The sequence below is a fragment of the Paraglaciecola marina genome (assembly GCF_004360155.1).
GTDB classification, from domain to species: domain Bacteria; phylum Pseudomonadota; class Gammaproteobacteria; order Enterobacterales; family Alteromonadaceae; genus Paraglaciecola; species Paraglaciecola marina.
Genome location: NZ_SAIS01000001.1, coordinates 38096 through 57738, shown reverse-complemented (window position 1 = coordinate 57738; position 19643 = coordinate 38096). Strand labels below are relative to the sequence as shown.

The window sequence follows — 19643 nt, the reverse complement described above, 5'->3', positions numbered from 1 at the left end:
TGTTATGTTAGCTAGACGTATTATCCCTTGCCTAGATGTAAAAGACGGCAAGGTAGTCAAAGGAGTTAAATTTCGTAATCACGAAATCATTGGCGACATAGTGCCACTTGCTCAACAGTACGCTGAACAAGGTGCCGATGAGTTAGTTTTTTATGATATCACCGCATCAAGCGACCAACGCGTAGTGGATAAAAGTTGGGTTACGCGCATAGCCCAAGTTATCGATATTCCATTTTGTGTGGCCGGCGGCATAAAAACCGTTGCAGATGCAGGCAAAATACTTGAAATGGGTGCCGATAAAATATCGGTCAACTCCCCTGCTCTGGCTGATCCTGAGCTTATTACTCGCCTGCACGACACCTACGGCCAACAATGCGTAGTAGTAGGCATAGATAGCTTTTTTAATGCAGAAACCGGGAAATACCAAGTTCACCAATACACAGGTGACGAAAGCCGTACTCAAGTTACCGCTTGGGAAACAGCCGACTGGGTAAAAGAAGTTCAAAAACGCGGTGCCGGTGAAATAGTACTTAATTGCATGAACCAAGACGGCGTTCGCAAAGGCTATGATATTGCCCAATTAAAAGCTATTCGCGCTAACTGTACCGTGCCTTTAATCGCCTCTGGCGGAGCCGGCGAAAAAGTGCACTTTACCGATGTTTTTCAACAAGCTGATGTTGATGGCGCACTCGCCGCCTCGGTATTTCACAAAGGTATAATTCCTATTCCAGAATTAAAGGCCTACTTGCGCGAGCAAGATATCGCCATAAGAGATTAAGATGATAATTACAAAGCAAAATGTCGAAAAATTAGCCTGGGATAAAATGGACAACCTTATCCCATGTGTCGTACAAAACGCCGTAAGTGGTAAAGTATTGATGCAAGGATACATGAACCAAGACGCCCTAGATAAAACCCTTGATACTGGGCTAGTCACCTTCTTTAGCCGCTCTAAACAACGTTTATGGACCAAAGGTGAAGAATCAGGCAACAGCCTTAACTTAGTGGAAATCACCTGCGACTGTGACAATGACTCTATCCTAGCGCTAGTCAACCCAATTGGCCCCACGTGCCACACAGGTACAGAAACCTGCTGGTTCGACAGCCAATCTGCTGACATAAGCTTTATCGCAGACTTAGAGCAAGTCATTGCCTCACGTAAAGGTGCCGATGCCGACTCTAGCTACACAGCCCATCTTTACAGCAAAGGCATAAAACGCATTGCTCAAAAAGTTGGTGAAGAAGGCGTAGAAACCGCCCTAGCCGCCACAGTAAAAGACCTAGAAGAACTTAAAAACGAATCCGCCGACTTGCTATATCACCTACTTGTATTGCTTCAAGCCAGTGACTTGAATCTGTCTGATGTGGTTGGCGTATTAAAACAAAGGCACAGTAAGTAAAACTTACTAGTTTCATTAAAACTGTTAAAAAAACGAAGCTTAGGCTTCGTTTTTTTGTTTTTGATTGTTGAGGTTTAGATAAGTACTGCGCCTTCTTAGTTAACTCCCTTGAATTACCTATGCGCTACGCTTACATAACATTCGCACTGCTCAACCATCATCTGCTACACATACCGAACATTCCCTTTAATCACAGAAAAAAGCATATAAAACTGGTAGGTCGGGCTTCAGCCCGTCAGCTCACCTAGCGATAAATATTTTGCTGTTTTTAATTGGAAATTATTAAATAATAGACATCACCTAACTTAGGTCATTGTTTTTAATCAAGTTATTTTGAAAGCCGCAAATACAACACTCTGTATTTAACCAGAGTCGTGGCATCTACATGGCAAGCCAATAAAAATTCCCCTTTGAAAACCAATAACTATATGAAAAGATGAAATAAACTAAATGCCAGAATCATTATTCCGTTTATTCCTAGAACGGCTCAATCGTGTGGCTTGGCTAATATACTGTTATATTTATTTTTCTTAGAACTATTAACGATGACCATCAGGATCATAATGGAACATATATTTAAGCTATTTGAGTTTTTAATCATCGTGTCAGCACTAATTTTTGCGTGGAATCTTCTAACTTTTGCAAAGAAATCGGGGAGCGGATTTTCTTTCAAAGTAAATGAATTCGTTGAGCTTTCCGTTGAGCCTTCTAAAGTCGCCTTTGAATCAGGGGAGGTGCAGAAAACTGAGCTAAATACATCACAGAAACTCCCAGCAGATTATGTTTACCTTAATCATGCTGCTTTTCTAAGAGAGCATAAGCAGGCAGAATTTCAGGAAAGAACTGGATTAGAAGGATTACCGCACTATGATATTCGAGTCAAACTTGACTCATATTATAAGGGTGCGCTGGATAATGTTAAATACGTAGAATACTTTTTACACGAGAGCTATCCAGAACCTATACAAAGTAGATCGCAAAGACAAAACAATTTCCTTTTAAAGGAGCTTGCAAACGGTGCATATGTTTTACAAGCAAAAGTTCATTTGAATGACAGGCATGAGCCGATTTTGTTGCAAAGATATATCACTTTAAATCCAGATGAATATTTCAACAAAACATAACAAGGCTATGCAGCTTAGCCACTGCGAGGCTTTCACAGCCTAGCCGTCGCTCTTATTTTGCATGGCCACGCCATTGATGCACAAAACAATAAACAGCTAGTCCGCCACTGATGGCGGCGTTAGTTTTTACAAGGAGAGTTGGTATTGTCAGCAGAAAATTTTTTAAATGCAGAGACTGATACTTTTGGTGGAATAATCAAAGGTGACAATAAATTCAAAGTCCCTTTATATCAAAGAGATTATTCGTGGAATAAAACCCAGTGGCATGACCTTTGGTTAGATATAGATGCAAACAGACAAAATGAGTCTAAGCACTATATGGGGTCAGTCGTATTAGTTTCTAGACATAAAAAGCAATACGACATTATTGATGGGCAACAACGTTTAACAACACTTACTATCTTAGTTTTGGCTGTTGTTGATACATTAAAAGGTCTCGTAAAACGAGAAATTGATGTCGAAAATAATGAAAAAAGAATAGATTTATTAATTACTGATTTTATTGGTAAAAAATCACTGTCTTCATTAAATTATGAAAATAAAATAGAGTTAAATGAAAGTAATAATCCATTCTTCTCAACATACTTGACTAACTTTAGAAAGCCTATAAACATCAAATCTGCAATTAAAAGCAATAAATTACTTTTTGAGTGTTTTAATTATTATAAAGAGCTGATTAAAGAAGAAGTATTTAAAAATGAAGATGTTTCATCATTAATCTCTTTTGTTGAGTACATTTCAGACAGCTTATTATTTATTCAAATTACAGCCACAGATGACTTAAGTGCTTATCTCATTTTTGAAACTTTAAATGATAGGGGGTTAGATTTATCTGTCACCGACCTACTTAAAAATTACTTATTTTCGATTGTAGATGAATCAGATAAAAGTCATGTTAAAAATATTTGGAATGTGACTATTAATCACGTCTCATATTCAGGATTTCCAAAATTCCTACGTCATTATTGGATGATGCAAAATGGATTAATTCAAGAAAAAGAGTTATTTAAAACAGTAAAAAGATATATAAATACCCCTAAAACTGCATTTGAACTATTAAATAGTATGAGTGAGGTTTCCGAAGTTTATGCCGCGTTAAGTGATGCTAATCATCAATTGTGGGAAGGTGATGAAAAAGTAAAAAAACATATCAGGGAGTTGAATTTATTTAATGTAACTCAGTGTTACCCCTTATTGATAAATGCATATTTATATTTAGATCATGATGATTGGATAGGTACATTAAGAATTTGTTCAGTCATATCTTTTAGATATATGGTTATCTCGGGCTTAAACCCTAATGCTCTTGAATCAAAATATAATGATGCTTGTAAAGCAATCAATGCAGGCACAGTAAAAACTGCAAGAGATATATTTAATATTTTACAATCGTTATATGGCAACGATGAAGACTTTGAACGTAACTTTTATTCTAAATCTATCAGAACTAAACGGTCTGCTAAGTTAGCTCGTTATATTATTTATAGCATCGAAAACCACTTATCCGATCATGTAATAGATTTTGAGTTTGATAATGGCTCTTTAGAACATGTTTTACCTGAAAACCCATCAGAAGAATGGAGTAATGATTTTCCTAAAGACATTGAAGAAAGTTTCATTTACAGGTTAGGTAACTTTACATTACTAGAACCAGATAAAAACCGAATTATTGGTAACAAAGATTTTGATACAAAATCAGAAGTTTATAAAGCCAGTAGATATGAGTTAACTAAGCGTTTTGGTTTTCAAAAGTGGAATCAAGATAATCTAAATGCCAGGCAAAAATATTTAGCAAAACAAGCCAAAGCTATATGGCACCTACCATATTTATAAAGTTAAAACTATTCGGGAGGGAGTAACTAGGGTCAGAGTAAACTTTTTACTAGGAATAAAGGGGGCGTATTCCACTATTTATTAACTTCCAACCTTTTAGAGGAATGCACCCCCTTTCAGCGGTGAAATGCCAAACAAAGACATTCTAGGTTATTAAAAACCTAAAAGCCCACCTCCCCCTCTAACCTTAACCTTGGCAAGTTAAGATGCCAATGTCATATCATTTGATGAGAAACCCTGCTCAGAATTGTCATTAACTTTATTGGTTTCTTGGCTTTCAAACTTTTTCCATACACGTTCGTGAAAGTAGAATACAACTGTATTAACAGCTGGCTCAACAAGGGCCACTGCACCACCGATAACTGCACTGCCAGTTAATAAATAAGTGACCGTAAACGCTACGGTAAAGTGTAAACAAGCAAAGGTAATTGTCTTTTTCATAATGTGTTACTCAATAACAGTTTTAATTTGATAATGAGAATTATTATCAAAAAGAAACATAAAAGATAATTGATTTTTAAGAACAACATCATCAGATAATTTAATGGTATAAATCAGAGTACATTGCGAAGATAAAATGTGTCATTGACACTTTTTTATTCAAAGTAAAAACGGTTTAGCTTAAGGCATTGTTTTTAATAGAGTTAAAAGTGGTGAGGCTAAGTTTCATATCCTGTATTTATCCAGAGTCGTGGTATCTAGATGGAAAGCTAATAAAAATTACCCTTTGAAAACCAATGACTATGTGAAAAGATGAAATAAATTAAGTGCCAGGATCATTATTCCGTTTACTCCTACAGAGGCTTAAACGTGCGATCTGGCCAATATACTGTTACGAGCAAAAATTAAAAAGGAGTTTTAAATGAGTGATGATGAAGTAATCAAAAAGCTGCGAAGTGCAAAAATCAAGGTTGTTCTTTATGTTTCAGGACTATTCCTTTTTCTAGTATTTGTGGATATTTATTTGGCTAACAGTTCAGAAAAAATAACAGAAAGCATGCTATCAAGTTCACCATTCTCTGTTGTTATTTTCGCTTGTTTACAATTTGCGATAATGCTTACTTTTACTTACTTGGAGAAAACTCTAGTAGATATAAATAAAACCAAAGGCAGCGTCAGTTAATAATTGCTTGTAACAAGTTGCTTAAATTCGCCGCAAAAAAATGCGGCTAGGACAAAGTGTTAGCATAACAATGAAAGGGATCTACTATGCAATTAATTATCAATGAACGTAAAGTGGAAAACCCATTTGCAATTATAGCTATGGCTCTACAAGTGATATAGCATCAATAGCTAACTTTGAGCTTTTGCTGCTTATCATCCCCCACCTTTCAGCCTTGATTTGTTGGGGGAGTTTTAGTTTGCGAAATACTTACAGAGACACCCACTGTAACAAATTAAAAATAATTATTTTAATCAAATCGTTATAGATAAAGAACACAACAAAGACAGCCATTCTTAAAATAGGACAAAATAGCGTTTTCATAGAGATGATATATTTCACCATACCTATGTATTTTCATATAGATTTTTAAATCTTGTGGTTTGAGCTTTAATCGATGCATCGAAAAGATAAAGCGTTTCAAATTAAATTTGAAAGAAAAAATCCTAGGAGCTAGCCATGTTGAAAACAGTTAGAATGTCTCTCACTATTGCCTGTATTACTGCATTAAGTAGCGGTTATGCTCAAGCTAATATTGGCGAAACATTTGAAAACAATTGCACCATAGTCAAAGCTGATAACAAAGGTGAGCTAGGTAAAAAACTGAAACATGTAAAGCCAGATTTTAAATCAAAACTAAAAGAGCATTACGCTAATATTTCTTGTAATGATGGCAACAACTTATCTCGATCTACAATATTAAATAGTGCGGCTTTATACGACCGATTTTAACTATTTGAACTAAGTTCGTTCTACCATGAACTAGCAGTTCAACATGGTGGGTATATTACTTTGAATCAAGTAATTACCGTGGAAAGGCCTCTTTTGAGGCCTTTTTTTCATCTCAAATTTGGTAATTTACGGCTTGAGTGAAACTTTACCTTTTACTTCTCGGTTCATAACTTTGTTTAAACCGTCTTTAGCATCTTTAAGTGGTACCACTTGATCCACCACTACCTTTACTTTTCCTTGCACATACCAAGTTAACAGCTCTTGCATATTTGCAGCAAAGTCTTGTGGTTGATGCTGGGTAAATGAGCCCCAAAATACTCCAACCACCGAGTACCCTTTTACTAAAGATAAATTTACTGGAAGTTCTGGTATGGTCCCTCCAGCAAAGCCCACCACCAACAAGCGACCGTTCCAAGCCATACTTCGTGAACAAGCATGAAACGTATCTCCGCCTACACACTCATAAACCACATCAACACCTTTACCATTTGTGACGTCTTTAATAGCCGTTTTCAGGTCAGTATTTGTGTAATTAATCAGAATATCAGCGCCATTTGCTTTAGCGATATCTAGCTTTTCTTGGGTAGAACAAACAGCAATCACCTTTGCTCCCATTTCTTTACCAATTTGCACCGCAGCTAATCCAGTGCCACCAGCTGCTCCAGTGACCAATAACGTTTCGCCTGGTTTGATTTGCGCTCTTTGTTTTAATCCATGATGGGCAGTAGCATGGGCTGTCACTAAAGCTGCTGCTTCTTCATCTGGAATTTCATCAGGTATGGGTAATACATGGGTTGCTGGGCAAGCTACTTTTTCAGCATAGCCTCCGAGCATACACAGGGCGATAACACGCATCCCTACTTTTAAATGGCTCACCCCTTCACCGACTTCACTAATAACACCGGCCACTTCACTACCGGGTATAAATGGGAAAGCCGGTTTCATTTGGTATAACCCTTGAACTAATAGCCCATCAGGAAAATTCACGCCCACCGCTTTAATGTCGACTACCACTTGCCCTTCTTTGGCTTTAGGATCGGGGACTTCTTGATACTTTAGTGCTTCTACAGAAGCAAATTCATTACAAACTATCGCTTTCATTACGTTTTCCTAATTATTACTGGGTTAATTGCAAGGCGTATTGGGCAAGAGGCTTTACCATGCCTCCCACTGCTTGTGCTTCTTTGTTTGAAGCATTGCCATCTTCAGCTCTCTTCGCTACACCCTGCGCAATCGCAGCTAACCTAAAAAAGCTAAATGCCAAATAAAAATTCCAATTTTCGATTTTATCGATACCCATCAAATCACAGTAGCTAGCAACATAATCAGCCTCATCAGGTATACCTAGTTTCGCTCGGTCAATACCACCAAGCCCTGTGGCCTTACCCACATTATCAGGCAAACGTAGCTGCATACATTGATAAGCAAGGTCAGCATAAGGGTGCCCTAGAGTTGACAATTCCCAATCTAAAACAGCAATAACTTTTGGCTCACTCGGATGAAACATCAAGTTATCCATACGATAATCGCCATGCACCAAAGACACTTTGCCATCGTCAGCGGGTAGGTTTTTCTCAAGCCAACTAATAAGCTTATCCATCTCTGGAGTATCTTGAGTTATAGATAACTGATACTGTTTACTCCAGCGGCTAAACTGGCGTTCAAAATAATTTCCTGGCTTGCCGTAATCATGTAGGCCTGCTTTTTCTATATCAACGCTATGTAGCGAAGCCATAACCTCAGCCATGTTTTGATACATTTGCGTACGGGTAAGCTTGTCTGAAATTTCAGGAAGCGCACTATTCCAAAACACCCTGCCTTCCACGTATTCCATCACATAAAACATACTGCCAATTAAGGACGTGTCTTCGCACAAGTGATAGACCTTAGCGACAGGAACATTAGAGTCTACTAACGCATCTAGCACTCGATATTCACGGTCTACGGCATGGGCAGACTTAAGCAGTTTGCCTGGAGGTTGACGTCTAAGCACATAAGTGGTTTTAGGCGTTTCTAATTTAAACGTAGGATTAGACTGCCCTCCAGCAAACTTAGTGGCTTTCAATGGACCACTAAAATCATCAATATTCTGGGTTAAATATTCAGTGAGTTTTAGCTCATCTAGTTTATCTACAGCGGTAATATTGCTCATCATAAGGTCCTTAAATTACTCATTAACATTTCGGGCCTAAGCATTTTTTTCTGCAATCAAGTTACGCCCTAATTGCATCATGTGAACTTCGTCTGGACCATCGGCAAGCTTGATAGTTCGCGCATACGCATAAGTCGCAGACAACACATAATCTTGGCTGGTTCCACCTGCACCAAACATTTGAATAGCTTGGTCAATGACCTTACATGCCATAGTTGGAGCAACAATTTTTATAGCTGCAATAATGTTCTTGCTCACTTTATTCCCGTGTTTATCCATATTGTCGGCAGCTTTTAATGTCAGCAGCCTCGCTTGCTCAATATCACAGTGCATTTGTGCAATTCGCTCTCTGATGGACTGCTGTTTACTTAAAGGTTTACCAAATGCAATTCTACTTTCAACTCGTTCACACGCCATATCTAAGGCTCGCTGCGCACACCCTATAAGTCTCATACAATGATGAATTCGCCCAGGTCCCAAACGTCCTTGTGCAATCGCGAACCCTTCGCCCTCACCAACGAGTAAGTTTGCAGCAGGCACTCTTACGTTTTCAAACAATACCTCTGCATGGCCAATAGGTTCATCATAATGCCCCATAGCAGCCAAAGGCCTAACCACAGTAACCCCAGGCGTGTCCAAAGGCACTAGAACTTGAGATTGTTGCTGATGTTTTGGCGCACTTGGATCAGTTTTACCCATCACCACCATAATTTTACAGTTCGTATTCATGGCGCCACTGGTATACCACTTACGGCCATTAATCACGTATTCATCACCATCTCTTTGAATAGAGGTTTCGATATTAGTCGCATCAGATGAGGCAACCGCTGGCTCTGTCATTGCAAAAGCAGAACGAATTTCACCTTCAAGTAAAGGTATTAACCATTTTTGCTTGTCTTCCTCTGAGCCATAACGTGCTAATACTTCCATATTTCCGGTGTCTGGCGCACTGCAATTAAAGATTTCCGCACTCCACAATGAGCGCCCCATGATTTCGCACAGGGGAGCATATTCAAGGTTACTCAACCCCGCACCATAAGGTAGATAATCTTTAGGTAAAAACAAATTCCACAAACCGGCACATTTAGCTTTTCGTTTTAGCTCCTCCATTACTGCCGGCGTAGTCCAGCGGTCTTCGCTATTATGCACTGCGTCAGTGTATTCCTGTTCTATGGGATAAACATGTTCATCCATAAAGTCTTCTAAACGTTTAATTAACTCTTGAGACTTATCTGAGTATTCAAAATTCATAAAATTTTCCTTTTAACTAAAGGTGATGACGTCTGGTTTATGCAAATTTTCCAGATGTGGGATATTGTTAAAACTAGACAGCCGTATGCCGTTTTTATTGAAGTAAAAATGGGTAAAACTGGTGTTGCGTACTTGCATGTTCAACTCCATCACATAATGAGTTTTTAACTCCAACACTAGACTTAATAGCATCGAAATAACTCCTCCGGAGCTAACGATTAAAATGGGAAGTTTAGACTGGGTATCACACACTGCATCTAACGCTTTATTAACCCTAGTTTTAAAGTCTCCCCATGTCTCATTTAGAGATTCTGTTGGTAGTTTATTTAGTGACCACGACAGCATTGATTGCTTAAGAAGGCGGTAAAACAGTGCAGGCTCTGAATCAGCAGCTAAAGTTTGCTCGGGGTGAAGTGATAAGTAAGCATCGACTATGTTCTGAAAGTCAAACTCATTAAACCCAAGGTCAATATTCTCGGTTGGATTATTGTTTGCGTATGTAAGGATCCCCTCCATAGTTTCTTTATGGCGGACCATATCGCCTCTAAAAACACGGTCAAAATTTATATTTTTACGTCTAAAATAGTCCCCTAGCCATTTAGCTTGTTGATGGCCTAAGTCACTCAATTTATCGTAATTTTCCGCTCCGAAAGACGCCTGTCCATGACGAACTATGTAAAACTCAGCCACATGATTTCCAACTAAATGTATCTACTTCACTTGATACTATTCGCAATATCATTATTAGTTGAATTTATTATTTTAATCAAAAATCATTTATTTAGATTATAGTAAAAACTAGGGAATGGTTGCTTTTACAGGCAACCATTTATTTTTACTGGGGTTGGCCTAAATTTTATAGACATTTTCTAACACCAATAAATGTAACTTATAGGTTAAGTTAAAATAATATTATTAACATTTATTAAACTTATTATTTACTTGTTATTGGTAAGCTTGATAAGGTACAGGTCTGATGAGTGAATCCGAAAGAGCAGTGACGCTGAAATTGATTCAAGTATCAAAAAAATCTCAAGTAGAAAGTGAAAACTAGACTTGTATTACTAGCTAATAAGAGAGCCACTATGAAACAACAGCTACCTAAGAATTTTAAACCTAAAGCCTTAGCTGCTTTAATCGGATTGACCTTCACACTAAATCACGCTTCAACTATCGCTCAAGAAGCAGAGCCTGAAACAGCCTTAGAAACCATCACAGTTACGGCACAAAAGCGTACTCAAAACCTGCAAGAAGTTCCCGTATCAGTCACAGCATTTACGGGTGATGAAATGGCTGAAGCCGTCATAAAAGACATGTATGACCTACAAACTAATGTTCCTGGTCTAGGGGCATTTCAAAGCCAAAGTGCTACCAACTCAAGCTTTTCAATTCGCGGAGTCGGCACCTCGTCTCAAAACTTTGGCCTTGAGTCTTCGGTCGGCTTATATGTCGATGGAGTGTATCGCGCTCGTCAGAACTCTATGATCAATAACCTAGTAGACGTGGCGGCAGTTGAAGTATTGCGTGGCCCACAAGGTACCCTTTTTGGTAAAAACACCCCTTCTGGAGCTATATTAGTATCAACAGTAGCACCTAGTCATGATGGTGGAGATAGTTTTGTTGAAGCTACTGTCGGTAATTATGGTCTATTGAATTTATCTGGGGCCACTTCGATTTCAGCCATAGAAGATGTATTGGCTTTTCGTGTCACCGCATTTGGTAGTCAACGAGACGGTACCATAGACAGTGTGGGAAATGGCTCAGAAACGGGCAAAAATTTATTGAACGATAGAAACCGTTGGGGCGCGCGCGTTCAAGCCTTGTATACACCGAACGATGATGTATCTGTACGTATTATTGCTGACTATGCTGATATCGATGAAATTTGCTGTGGGGCACCGGTTCAATTAAGCAATGCCGCCATCAATCCAGATGGTGAGATTGGCTCTGACCTAGCTTTACCATTATTAGGTGGTACAGTGTTTGCCGGTGGTGATGCCTTCTACGATAGAGAAGTGGCCGTTTCTTTTTTACCTGAGTCAACCATGACAGATAAAGGGTTATCTGCAGAAGTTGATTGGGAGCTAGATGAAAACTACACACTCGTTTCAATCTCTGCTTACCGAAATTTTGAGTCTTTCGATAATATCGACACAGACTTCACCGATGCTAATTTGTTCGGAACTTACAATGACTCCAAACAGAGCTCGTTCTCTCAAGAAATACGCATCGACTATACGGGTGATAACCTAAACTATATTTTAGGCGCCTACTACTTTACTCAAGATTTAGACTTAGATTACAGCTTATATACAGACACCTTCTTCAATGAGTTTTATATGTCTTCGTTAGGGGGCGCATTAGACGATTTATTTGCTGGTATTAACGCCATAAGTGCAGCCACTGGTGGCGCCGTAGCACCTGTGGCAGATGCAGCACCAGCCGGAACGGGGTTCGACCACCAAGCAAAACAAAAACATGAGAGTTATGCTGTATTTGGACAATTTGACTATGAGTTAAGCGACACATTGACCTTAACCGCCGGGTTACGTTACACAGACGAAACAAAAGACTTAGCCACCATTTTTAGTGAAAACCTTGCTGATGGTAGTCAGTCACCTGAGTTTTTTAACAGCACCACTGAGTTAATTATAGGAGCAGGCGCTGCTGGTGTTGCCGCAGGTAATATTGGTGCAGCCTTAGCAGGTGGACAAGCACCTAGTGCTGAAGATCTAGCTGCTCTTTTACCCTTCCAAACTGCAGGTTGGGGATTTCAGTCTCTTGGCGCAACCACCGCAAGTCGCTCGGATATTATTGAAACCATCGAAGACGACCAAATCACCGGCTCACTAAAACTGAGTTGGCAGCCTAGTCGTGGCACCTTAGTGTATGGCTCATACGGTACTGGTTATAAATCTGGTGGAACCAACACCGACCGCATAGCCGATGGATTTGATCCACTATTTGATGCTGAAACATCAGAGTCACTAGAAATTGGCATCAAAAAAGATTTTCCAGAAAACAACCTAAGAGTTAATGCTGCAGCTCATTACACTACAGTGGAAGACTTCCAAGCGAATACCTTTACAGGGAACGGCTTTAACTTACAAAATGCTGGTGATTACGAGATATCTGGATTTGAAGTAGAAGCAACATGGCTACCGATTGAAGATTTAGAAGTTAACCTTGCTTACGCTTTTGTTGATGCCGAATATAAAACATTCGAAGGTGGAAACTGTTGGGTGGCTTACACTTGGCATACAGGTATAGACGACCCTGGTCGTCAAAATGAAGATGATCAATTCTGTGATCGCTCAGGTGACAGACCAGGTGGTGAGCCTAAGCATTACGCAGTAGTTAGCGTGAAGAAAGACTTTGAGATCTCCGATGGAATATATGCGTATGTACAAGGTGACTTTAGCCATACTAGCGACATTGTACTTGACGGCAGTAATGACCCTTACGCGGTGCAAGACGCTTACAATGTCGTCAACTTTAGGTTTTTCATGAACTTTGAAGAATACGATATGGATTTAATAGCCTGGGGACGCAATGTACTAGACGAAGAATATATCAATCGAACTAATTTTAATGCCCCTTTACAAGAAGGAAAATTGAATGCTTATATGTCTGAACCTGCAACATTCGGAGTAACAGTTAAGAAACGCTTCTAAGCGAGTTAAAGCTATATTGAGAGCCGGCAATGAAAATTGCCGGTTTTTTTTAGAGTAAAAATTTATACCTCCTATTAAAAAAGAATTTTATTTACCGGAATTTAGCAGTAAAGTTTTGAGACTTAGGAAATTAAAAAGAAGCTTCTCAATTTTAGCTATTGATTGGCTAGATAGGAATATAATGAAAAACTTGTTAGCTTATCCACTTACCTTAACGTTTAAGCTAATGAGCGTAAAAGTCAGCCTGATAAGTATCTGGGTTATCGTGGTATTTTCAGTTCTGTACCTGATCCAAGATGAGTATTATAACCATTACCTAGTTAATTGGTTTGTTGGTGCTCTCATTATCTGGCTCGTAAGTGCCTCTTTTATCTGTATTGCGAATGATTTACGTAGTTTTCACTTACAGTTATCTGAAGCAGCAAAGGCCGAACATGATTACCGCGAACTTAGCTGTAACACCATTTTTTTCAATGATATAGATAGTCAGTTCCATACTTTAGTTCGAGAAGCAGATAGGCGCATAGCGGAACTTACAGAACAAGTAGCTGAAATTCGCTATTCATCACAACAAGTGACCGCGTCTGCTTTAGCTGTATCAGATAACGTCACTAAACAATCAGACTCTACAAATTTAAGCGCAGCAGCAGTTACGCAAATGAGTAATTCATTGCAAGATGTAGTGGAAAAAATATCAACCGTTGAATGTTCAGCAACAAAAGCTTGCGACTTAGCGCAAAATGGCAGTATGCAATTAAATGACTTAGGTACAGAGATAGATATTGTCACGCAAGAAGCAGCTCAAACACTCTCTGCAATTAAAGAGCTTAACGAAAGTAGTGAACATGTATTAACACTAACTAATGATATTCAGAAGATAGCCGAACAAACCAATTTGCTTGCATTAAATGCATCTATTGAAGCTGCAAGAGCTGGAGATCAAGGAAGAGGCTTTGCTGTAGTTGCCGATGAAGTGCGCTCCTTAGCGAGTGTGAGTCAAGAAACAGCAACAAATATAATTGGAAGTATGGGAGGGGTTACTAAACGCAGTGCCAGTGTGGAAGCTAGTATGTCAAAAGTTTTTGACCTTACCGAAGCTTGTGTAATAAAAGCCGATGAAGCTAAACATAACCTAACCGACATCTTCTCAGAGTCGGACCAAGTGAAATCCCAGATAACAGTAATATCTACAAATACTGAACAACAAAATATAGCCACAAAAGAAATATCAAAGCACTTATCTGAGGTAGTTGGGATATCTCAAGCCAATGCAAAAATTGCTGAACAAACAACAGAATTAGCCCAACATCTCAAAAATGTAACTTCTTCAACCAAGGAGAACCGTTAGTGAATCTTACGTTCATGCTCACAGGGCTAACAATTATCGCTGTATCACTACTAATATTAAATGGTTTAAAAAACAAACGAGAGTTGCAACAAAATCGGCATATTTTAACAAAAGTGAAAAGGCTAAAATTATTAATCTCTTTGTTACAAAAACACCGAGGTAAAAACGCTGCGAATATCAAGGGTGACCAACAAGCGAAGCAAGTCATAACAGGAATTCAAACACAATTAAAACCACTAATAGAAGAACTAAACTCTGAGCCATTCATAACCAATCAAGAACGCTGGCTTGGATTTTCCGATCACTGGCCAAGGTTAGAAAACTCGGCAGCTAATTTAACTCTAGAGAAGAGTTTCATCCAGCATACCCATCTGATAGCTAATTTACTTTACTTATTCGAAGACTTAGCAGAACACGAACATTTTAATAAAAGCTCCTTTGAGTCACTACCTAATATTTCGTTGCTATGGAGAGAGCTACCTTTTACGGCAGAGTATATTGGGCAATCTAGAGCAATGGGAGTAGCTATTGCGGCTACAGGGGCAAGTACCCAAGTAGATAAAGTGAAATTAGGTTATTTAGAAAAAAAGATTACAGAACTTTCTTCTACTGTATTTAAACAATTCAAAAACAAAGGAGCCCATTCAAAAGAACAGTCTCAGTTGTTACTTAAAGCTTCAGAAGAGTGTTTAAATCTTACTTCAACTATAAAATTGGAGTTCATAGACTGTACTAAAGTAAAGATTAAATCTGATACTTTTTTCATCATAGCAAGTAGTGCAATGGAGGCTATCAACAGCCTTTTAGATTATGAACTGAAACAAGTAGAGCTACATCTAGAAAGCATATAGCTGGCTGCTAAAAAGTGAATAATGTTCATTACATTCAAATTGTGTTGAACATTATTAAAAAGTGCAATTTATAATGCTTCAAGGGCATCTGATAACCGTGACACACCTATAATCTCAATCCCAACCACTCCTTGTTTAGGCACATTAGCCTTAGGAACTATGGCGCGTTTAAAGCCATGCTTTGCGGCCTCACTAATCCGTTCTGAACCATTTGGCACCGGCCTAATTTCACCCGCTAATCCTACTTCACCAAATGCAATTAAATCTTTATCTAAGGTTTTATTTTGAAAGCTGGATACGATAGCTAACAATAACGCTAAATCAGCACTTGTTTCAGCTACCTTTACCCCACCCACCACGTTAGCGAACACATCTTGATCATTCATTTGTACATTGCCGTGACGATGCAATACTGCTAACAACATAGATAAACGGTTTTGCTCTAAGCCAACAGCAACTCGTTTAGGATTCGCCATTTGCGAATAATCAACTAAAGCTTGTATTTCAACTAAGAGTGGCCGAGTGCCTTCCCATACCACCATAACAATACTACCAGGAGACTGCTGTTCTTCTCGGCTTAAAAATATAGCGGAGGGATTACTGACTTCACGCAGCCCTTTCTCTGTCATAGCAAAAACACCCAGTTCGTTCACCGCACCAAACCTATTTTTGTTACTTCTAAGGGTACGGTAGCGACTATCACTTTCGCCTTCTAACATCATTGAACAGTCAATACAGTGCTCTAGTACCTTAGGCCCTGCTAAACTGCCTTCTTTAGTCACGTGCCCTACCAAAAACATTGCGATATGCTGCTGCTTAGCAAAGCGTGTTAAAAAGGCTGCGCTTTCTCTTACCTGCGATACACTGCCCGGTGCAGACTGAACATCGGCAACTTGCATAACTTGAATAGAATCTATAACCATAAGCTCAGGTTTATGCTGCAAAGCTAATTGGCAGATGGTCTCAACGTTTGTTTCGGCGAGTAATTTCAATTTATCTTTAGCTAAACCTAAGCGCTGCGCCCGTAAAGCAACTTGTTGTAAAGATTCTTCACCGGTGACGTACAGCGCACTCTTATTATTTGCCATTTGACACATAACTTGAAGCAACATAGTACTTTTACCTGCCCCTGGTGAGCCCCCAATTAACATGGCAGAGCCTGGTACTATTCCCCCACCCAGCACTCTATCTAGTTCTTTATATCCAGACTCAAATCTAGGTAACGCTTGTAAATCAATGCTATCTAATGTCTCAACCACAGCTTGGGTTTGGCCCGAATAACCGCCTAGATTACGACTAGAACTAGCACTACTAGCAATTACAAACTCGCTGATAGTGTTCCATGCCTTACAATCATTACATTGCCCTTGCCAACGGGGATACTCTGTTCCACAATCGGAACACACATAGGCAGTTTTTTGTTTCGCCATATTATTTTTGTCTTTTTATTTAAGATATTAAATTTGATGATTATCAATTAATTATCATATTTTATAGAATGAATTGCGAAAAATTATCAGATAAAAACAAATCAACTTTTCTGAGATAAGACCGATAACAAATATTATAAGTTAAATCCTATTCCATGAGCCAAGATATAGAACAATACGCCAACATTATTGAACAACTTAAGCCCATGATACATGAGCCTGAGTTTAACCAAGTACTCAATCAAGTCGCGTCTGCAATTCCCAAAGAAAAACGATTTTTAATTAAAATGGAGCTTATGCGTCTAGCTCGACCATGTACCCGCTTAATTGACTTACGAGGTTTAGTGTCAGGAAAATGTAGATCTTTTGAGCACCATAATAAGCTTCATTACTTAGATGATATAGCAATTGAAACATTTGAACGACAAGTAAGGATTTTTGGCGAATATACTATTGGCGTCTATGAGGCAGTGACTAACACCGAAAACAACTATCGGGTTATGCACAAAAAAGATCAGGAACAGGCCAAAAATGAAAAGAATAGCCCCCCAAAAGAAACAGATACAAGTAAGACTTATAGGGCGCCGCTTCTAAAATTTGGTAATTTCGCTCAAAGGGGCGAAGAAAGAATGAACTTTTCAGTCAGTATTGAAATGTTTACGAGTCAAAATAAAAGCGTACAAGCCACCACCATAGATATTTCTGTTAACGGTTTGAAAGTTAAAACCAGTAAAGAGCACTTGCTAAAAGAGGGCGAACGGCTTTCGATCCAATTTAGAGGCCTAGAGAAAGAATACTCGCTAGATAAACGCCAAGGTATTGCCTATGTAATCAAAAACGTAGAGTCGGCTCAACACGACCAACGAATTAATTTAATACGTCAACTTGATATCCCTAACCCTGTATTTGACAAGTTCTTTGAGCATTTTATTCATGGTAATAAAAGACGCTATAAAGTTAATTTAGACAACACCTTTACAGCCATTCAAAATAAAACCTACGAACAATATTACATTCCAAACTTTGCTTCGATTCCAGTTTTTATAGACTGTGTAGATGGTGAGTACACCCCTAGGTATGCTTTGGCAAATGATTGTAATAGGGAAGAAATTCAGTATTGGGCCAATGAAATACAAGATCTAAAAATTGGCTATTTATTAACTGAGGACCGCATAAAACATGCTCTATCCCTTAATAAAGGCCAACAAGAGTTATTTATTTATGTGTTTAATCACATTAATGATGGCAAGATTTATTTCTATTCTGCAACTCATCATGAATTAGATAAAAGACCCGCTTTAAAAAATTTATTTTTAGGATTTGGGGCTCGCAAAGTGAGTTGGCGTATCTATAAATTACAGTTAACTGATATGGTTCCTACACAAAGTTATCGTCCTTTGTCTATTTCAAATTCAATTAACGACAATGTAAAAAAACAAAATCAGAAACCTTCCCCTCGTCTAATGTCGAGATTGAAAAATCTGTCTTATATTGCTGTTTTAACCAATGTGACAGACGACATAAGCACAGAACATTATCAAAAACACCCAGTTAAACGGGAACAATTAGCAAAATTAAAAATATTTGGCCACCCTAGAAATAAACCTCCAGCAGTGGTTACCGTTTATCGCTTCAAGTACTTTAACCAAAGACGTGAAACTCGATTTTTACTGCGCACCTCTGTAAAAGTAAAAATTGAAAATAATGTTTTTGAAGGGAACACAGAAGACTTTTCTACTCTGGGTTTGAGGGTTGAATTGAACGCTCCTTTGTCGATTTCTAAGGAAACACAAATTTCCTTAACCTTTCCGCAGCTACAAAAAGTTACCAATAAATTTACGTTGTCGGATTTACCTTACGTTATTCGTAATGTCTCAAAAGACAGGTATGTATTACATTTACAAAACGTTGTGACTGATGAAAATAAAACAGCCAAGCGCTTTTTTGAAGCATTGATAAAATCTAATCGTTCAAAATTAAAGTCTTTCAGAGATGAAGAAGAGGTGCCAGGAATTGGTGAGGCTTTACGTAATATTTATACAGAAAACATAGTCAACACAGCATTTTTCCTCAGTAAGGACGCGACTAATTACATAGCAGATGCTGCGGCTACTGGTGTAACGAAAAACCGAATTTATAACTTACTAACGTTTCAGACAGAACTCGATATGGTTAATTTATATCCCATATTTAGAAGTAACAAATCGCAACATGAGTTTATTACTCACACGATGAAAACTAAACGACCCAGTGACAAGCCAGACATGCGAGAGCTATTTGTTGCTTTTGACCCCAGTCAAGAAACAACAAAGGATGCAATAGAAAGCGCATTTTCAGAGCAGTTTACCAGCACCGAACATCGTAGAGAGTTTATCGCACAAGCCCTACAAAGAGGGCAATTTATTGCGATAAAGGTGTTCCTTGGCCCTACCGGAAGACCCGACTTTGAAACCATGCAAGCTGAACTGCAGTACGTAGGTATCTATGCTCTACACAAAGCAAAAGCACTAGAAGACCAATTATGGAACGTGTCTGGCATCGGTGATTTAGTTGATGTGACTGACGAAGTATTACGCCGTTTTGAATTCACCGAAAGTGTCATCTTGATCAACCACAAAACACCGCCAACCCACAAAATAAAACAGGTGGGTATAGAGCAATTACTAAAAACTTAAAGTAGCATTTA

Annotated in this window: 16 protein-coding genes; 10 read left to right on the top strand and 6 right to left on the bottom strand. The window is 38.6% G+C overall.

What is annotated here, in order from left to right; genetic code table 11:
• Positions 1–4 precede the first annotated feature (4 nt).
• The 4 genes from hisF (at position 5) to EOK74_RS06245 (ending at position 4357) form a co-directional block, all read left to right on the top strand.
• Positions 5–778, top strand: a complete 774-nt coding sequence (gene hisF / locus EOK74_RS06260; RefSeq protein ID WP_133469121.1) for an imidazole glycerol phosphate synthase subunit HisF — start codon at positions 5–7, stop codon at positions 776–778.
• A 1-nt stretch (position 779) separates the two neighbouring features.
• The gene (hisIE, locus tag EOK74_RS06255) at positions 780–1400 is read left to right on the top strand and encodes a bifunctional phosphoribosyl-AMP cyclohydrolase/phosphoribosyl-ATP diphosphatase HisIE (protein ID WP_133469119.1); all 621 of its coding nucleotides are present in this window, start codon (positions 780–782) and stop codon (positions 1398–1400) included.
• Positions 1401–1963: 563 nt separating this feature from the next.
• Positions 1964–2524 (top strand): pYEATS domain-containing protein, encoded by a 561-nt coding sequence (locus EOK74_RS06250; protein WP_166638725.1) that lies wholly within the window; start codon positions 1964–1966, stop codon positions 2522–2524.
• Positions 2525–2668: 144 nt separating this feature from the next.
• The gene (locus tag EOK74_RS06245; protein WP_166638724.1) at positions 2669–4357 is read left to right on the top strand and encodes a DUF262 domain-containing protein; all 1689 of its coding nucleotides are present in this window, start codon (positions 2669–2671) and stop codon (positions 4355–4357) included.
• Positions 4358–4558: 201 nt separating this feature from the next.
• On the opposite strand, the gene EOK74_RS06240 is transcribed toward EOK74_RS06245, so the two are convergent.
• Positions 4559–4798, bottom strand: coding sequence for a DUF2061 domain-containing protein (locus tag EOK74_RS06240; RefSeq protein WP_133469113.1), 240 nt, complete (start codon positions 4796–4798; stop codon positions 4559–4561).
• A 421-nt stretch (positions 4799–5219) separates the two neighbouring features.
• Between EOK74_RS06240 and EOK74_RS06235 the strand changes: the two genes are divergently transcribed.
• Together EOK74_RS06235 and EOK74_RS06230 are read left to right on the top strand one after the other, a co-directional pair.
• Positions 5220–5480: a hypothetical protein gene (locus EOK74_RS06235; RefSeq protein ID WP_133469111.1), complete on the top strand. Its 261-nt coding sequence runs from the start codon at positions 5220–5222 to the stop codon at positions 5478–5480.
• Positions 5481–5978: 498 nt separating this feature from the next.
• The gene (locus EOK74_RS06230) at positions 5979–6251 is read left to right on the top strand and encodes a DUF3718 domain-containing protein (protein ID WP_133469109.1); all 273 of its coding nucleotides are present in this window, start codon (positions 5979–5981) and stop codon (positions 6249–6251) included.
• A gap of 126 nt (positions 6252–6377) precedes the next feature.
• On the opposite strand, the gene EOK74_RS06225 is transcribed toward EOK74_RS06230, so the two are convergent.
• From EOK74_RS06225 to EOK74_RS06210, 4 genes are read right to left on the bottom strand one after another with little or no spacing between them, the layout of a single operon-like run.
• Entirely contained in the window at positions 6378–7352 is a 975-nt protein-coding gene (locus EOK74_RS06225) for an NADPH:quinone oxidoreductase family protein (RefSeq protein WP_133469107.1), read from the bottom strand.
• Positions 7353–7368: 16 nt separating this feature from the next.
• The gene (locus EOK74_RS06220) at positions 7369–8403 is read right to left on the bottom strand and encodes a phosphotransferase (protein ID WP_133469105.1); all 1035 of its coding nucleotides are present in this window, start codon (positions 8401–8403) and stop codon (positions 7369–7371) included.
• 36 nt (positions 8404–8439) lie between these two features.
• Positions 8440–9654: an acyl-CoA dehydrogenase family protein gene (locus EOK74_RS06215; RefSeq protein WP_133469103.1), complete on the bottom strand. Its 1215-nt coding sequence runs from the start codon at positions 9652–9654 to the stop codon at positions 8440–8442.
• Positions 9655–9666: 12 nt separating this feature from the next.
• Positions 9667–10344 (bottom strand): histidine phosphatase family protein, encoded by a 678-nt coding sequence (locus EOK74_RS06210; RefSeq protein ID WP_133469101.1) that lies wholly within the window; start codon positions 10342–10344, stop codon positions 9667–9669.
• A gap of 395 nt (positions 10345–10739) precedes the next feature.
• On the opposite strand from EOK74_RS06210, the gene EOK74_RS06205 reads away from it, so the two are divergent.
• The 3 genes from EOK74_RS06205 to EOK74_RS06195 all read left to right on the top strand — a co-directional run bounded on the left by EOK74_RS06205 (position 10740) and on the right by EOK74_RS06195 (position 15527).
• Positions 10740–13328 carry a TonB-dependent receptor gene (locus tag EOK74_RS06205; protein ID WP_133469099.1) on the top strand — a complete coding sequence of 863 codons (2589 nt, stop codon included), beginning with the start codon at positions 10740–10742 and terminating at the stop codon, positions 13326–13328.
• A 181-nt stretch (positions 13329–13509) separates the two neighbouring features.
• The gene (locus EOK74_RS06200; protein WP_133469097.1) at positions 13510–14676 is read left to right on the top strand and encodes a methyl-accepting chemotaxis protein; all 1167 of its coding nucleotides are present in this window, start codon (positions 13510–13512) and stop codon (positions 14674–14676) included.
• A complete protein-coding gene (locus EOK74_RS06195) occupies positions 14676–15527 on the top strand; it encodes a hypothetical protein (protein WP_133469095.1) in 852 nt (283 codons plus the stop codon). The genes EOK74_RS06200 and EOK74_RS06195 overlap by 1 nt, the downstream gene beginning before the upstream one ends.
• Positions 15528–15595: 68 nt before the next feature.
• On the opposite strand, the gene radA is transcribed toward EOK74_RS06195, so the two are convergent.
• On the bottom strand, positions 15596–16957 hold the full coding sequence (radA, locus tag EOK74_RS06190; RefSeq protein ID WP_133469093.1) for a DNA repair protein RadA: 1362 nt from the start codon (positions 16955–16957) through the stop codon (positions 15596–15598).
• Positions 16958–17112: 155 nt separating this feature from the next.
• On the opposite strand from radA, the gene EOK74_RS06185 reads away from it, so the two are divergent.
• Positions 17113–19632: a PilZ domain-containing protein gene (locus EOK74_RS06185; RefSeq protein WP_133469091.1), complete on the top strand. Its 2520-nt coding sequence runs from the start codon at positions 17113–17115 to the stop codon at positions 19630–19632.
• Positions 19633–19643 lie beyond the last annotated feature (11 nt).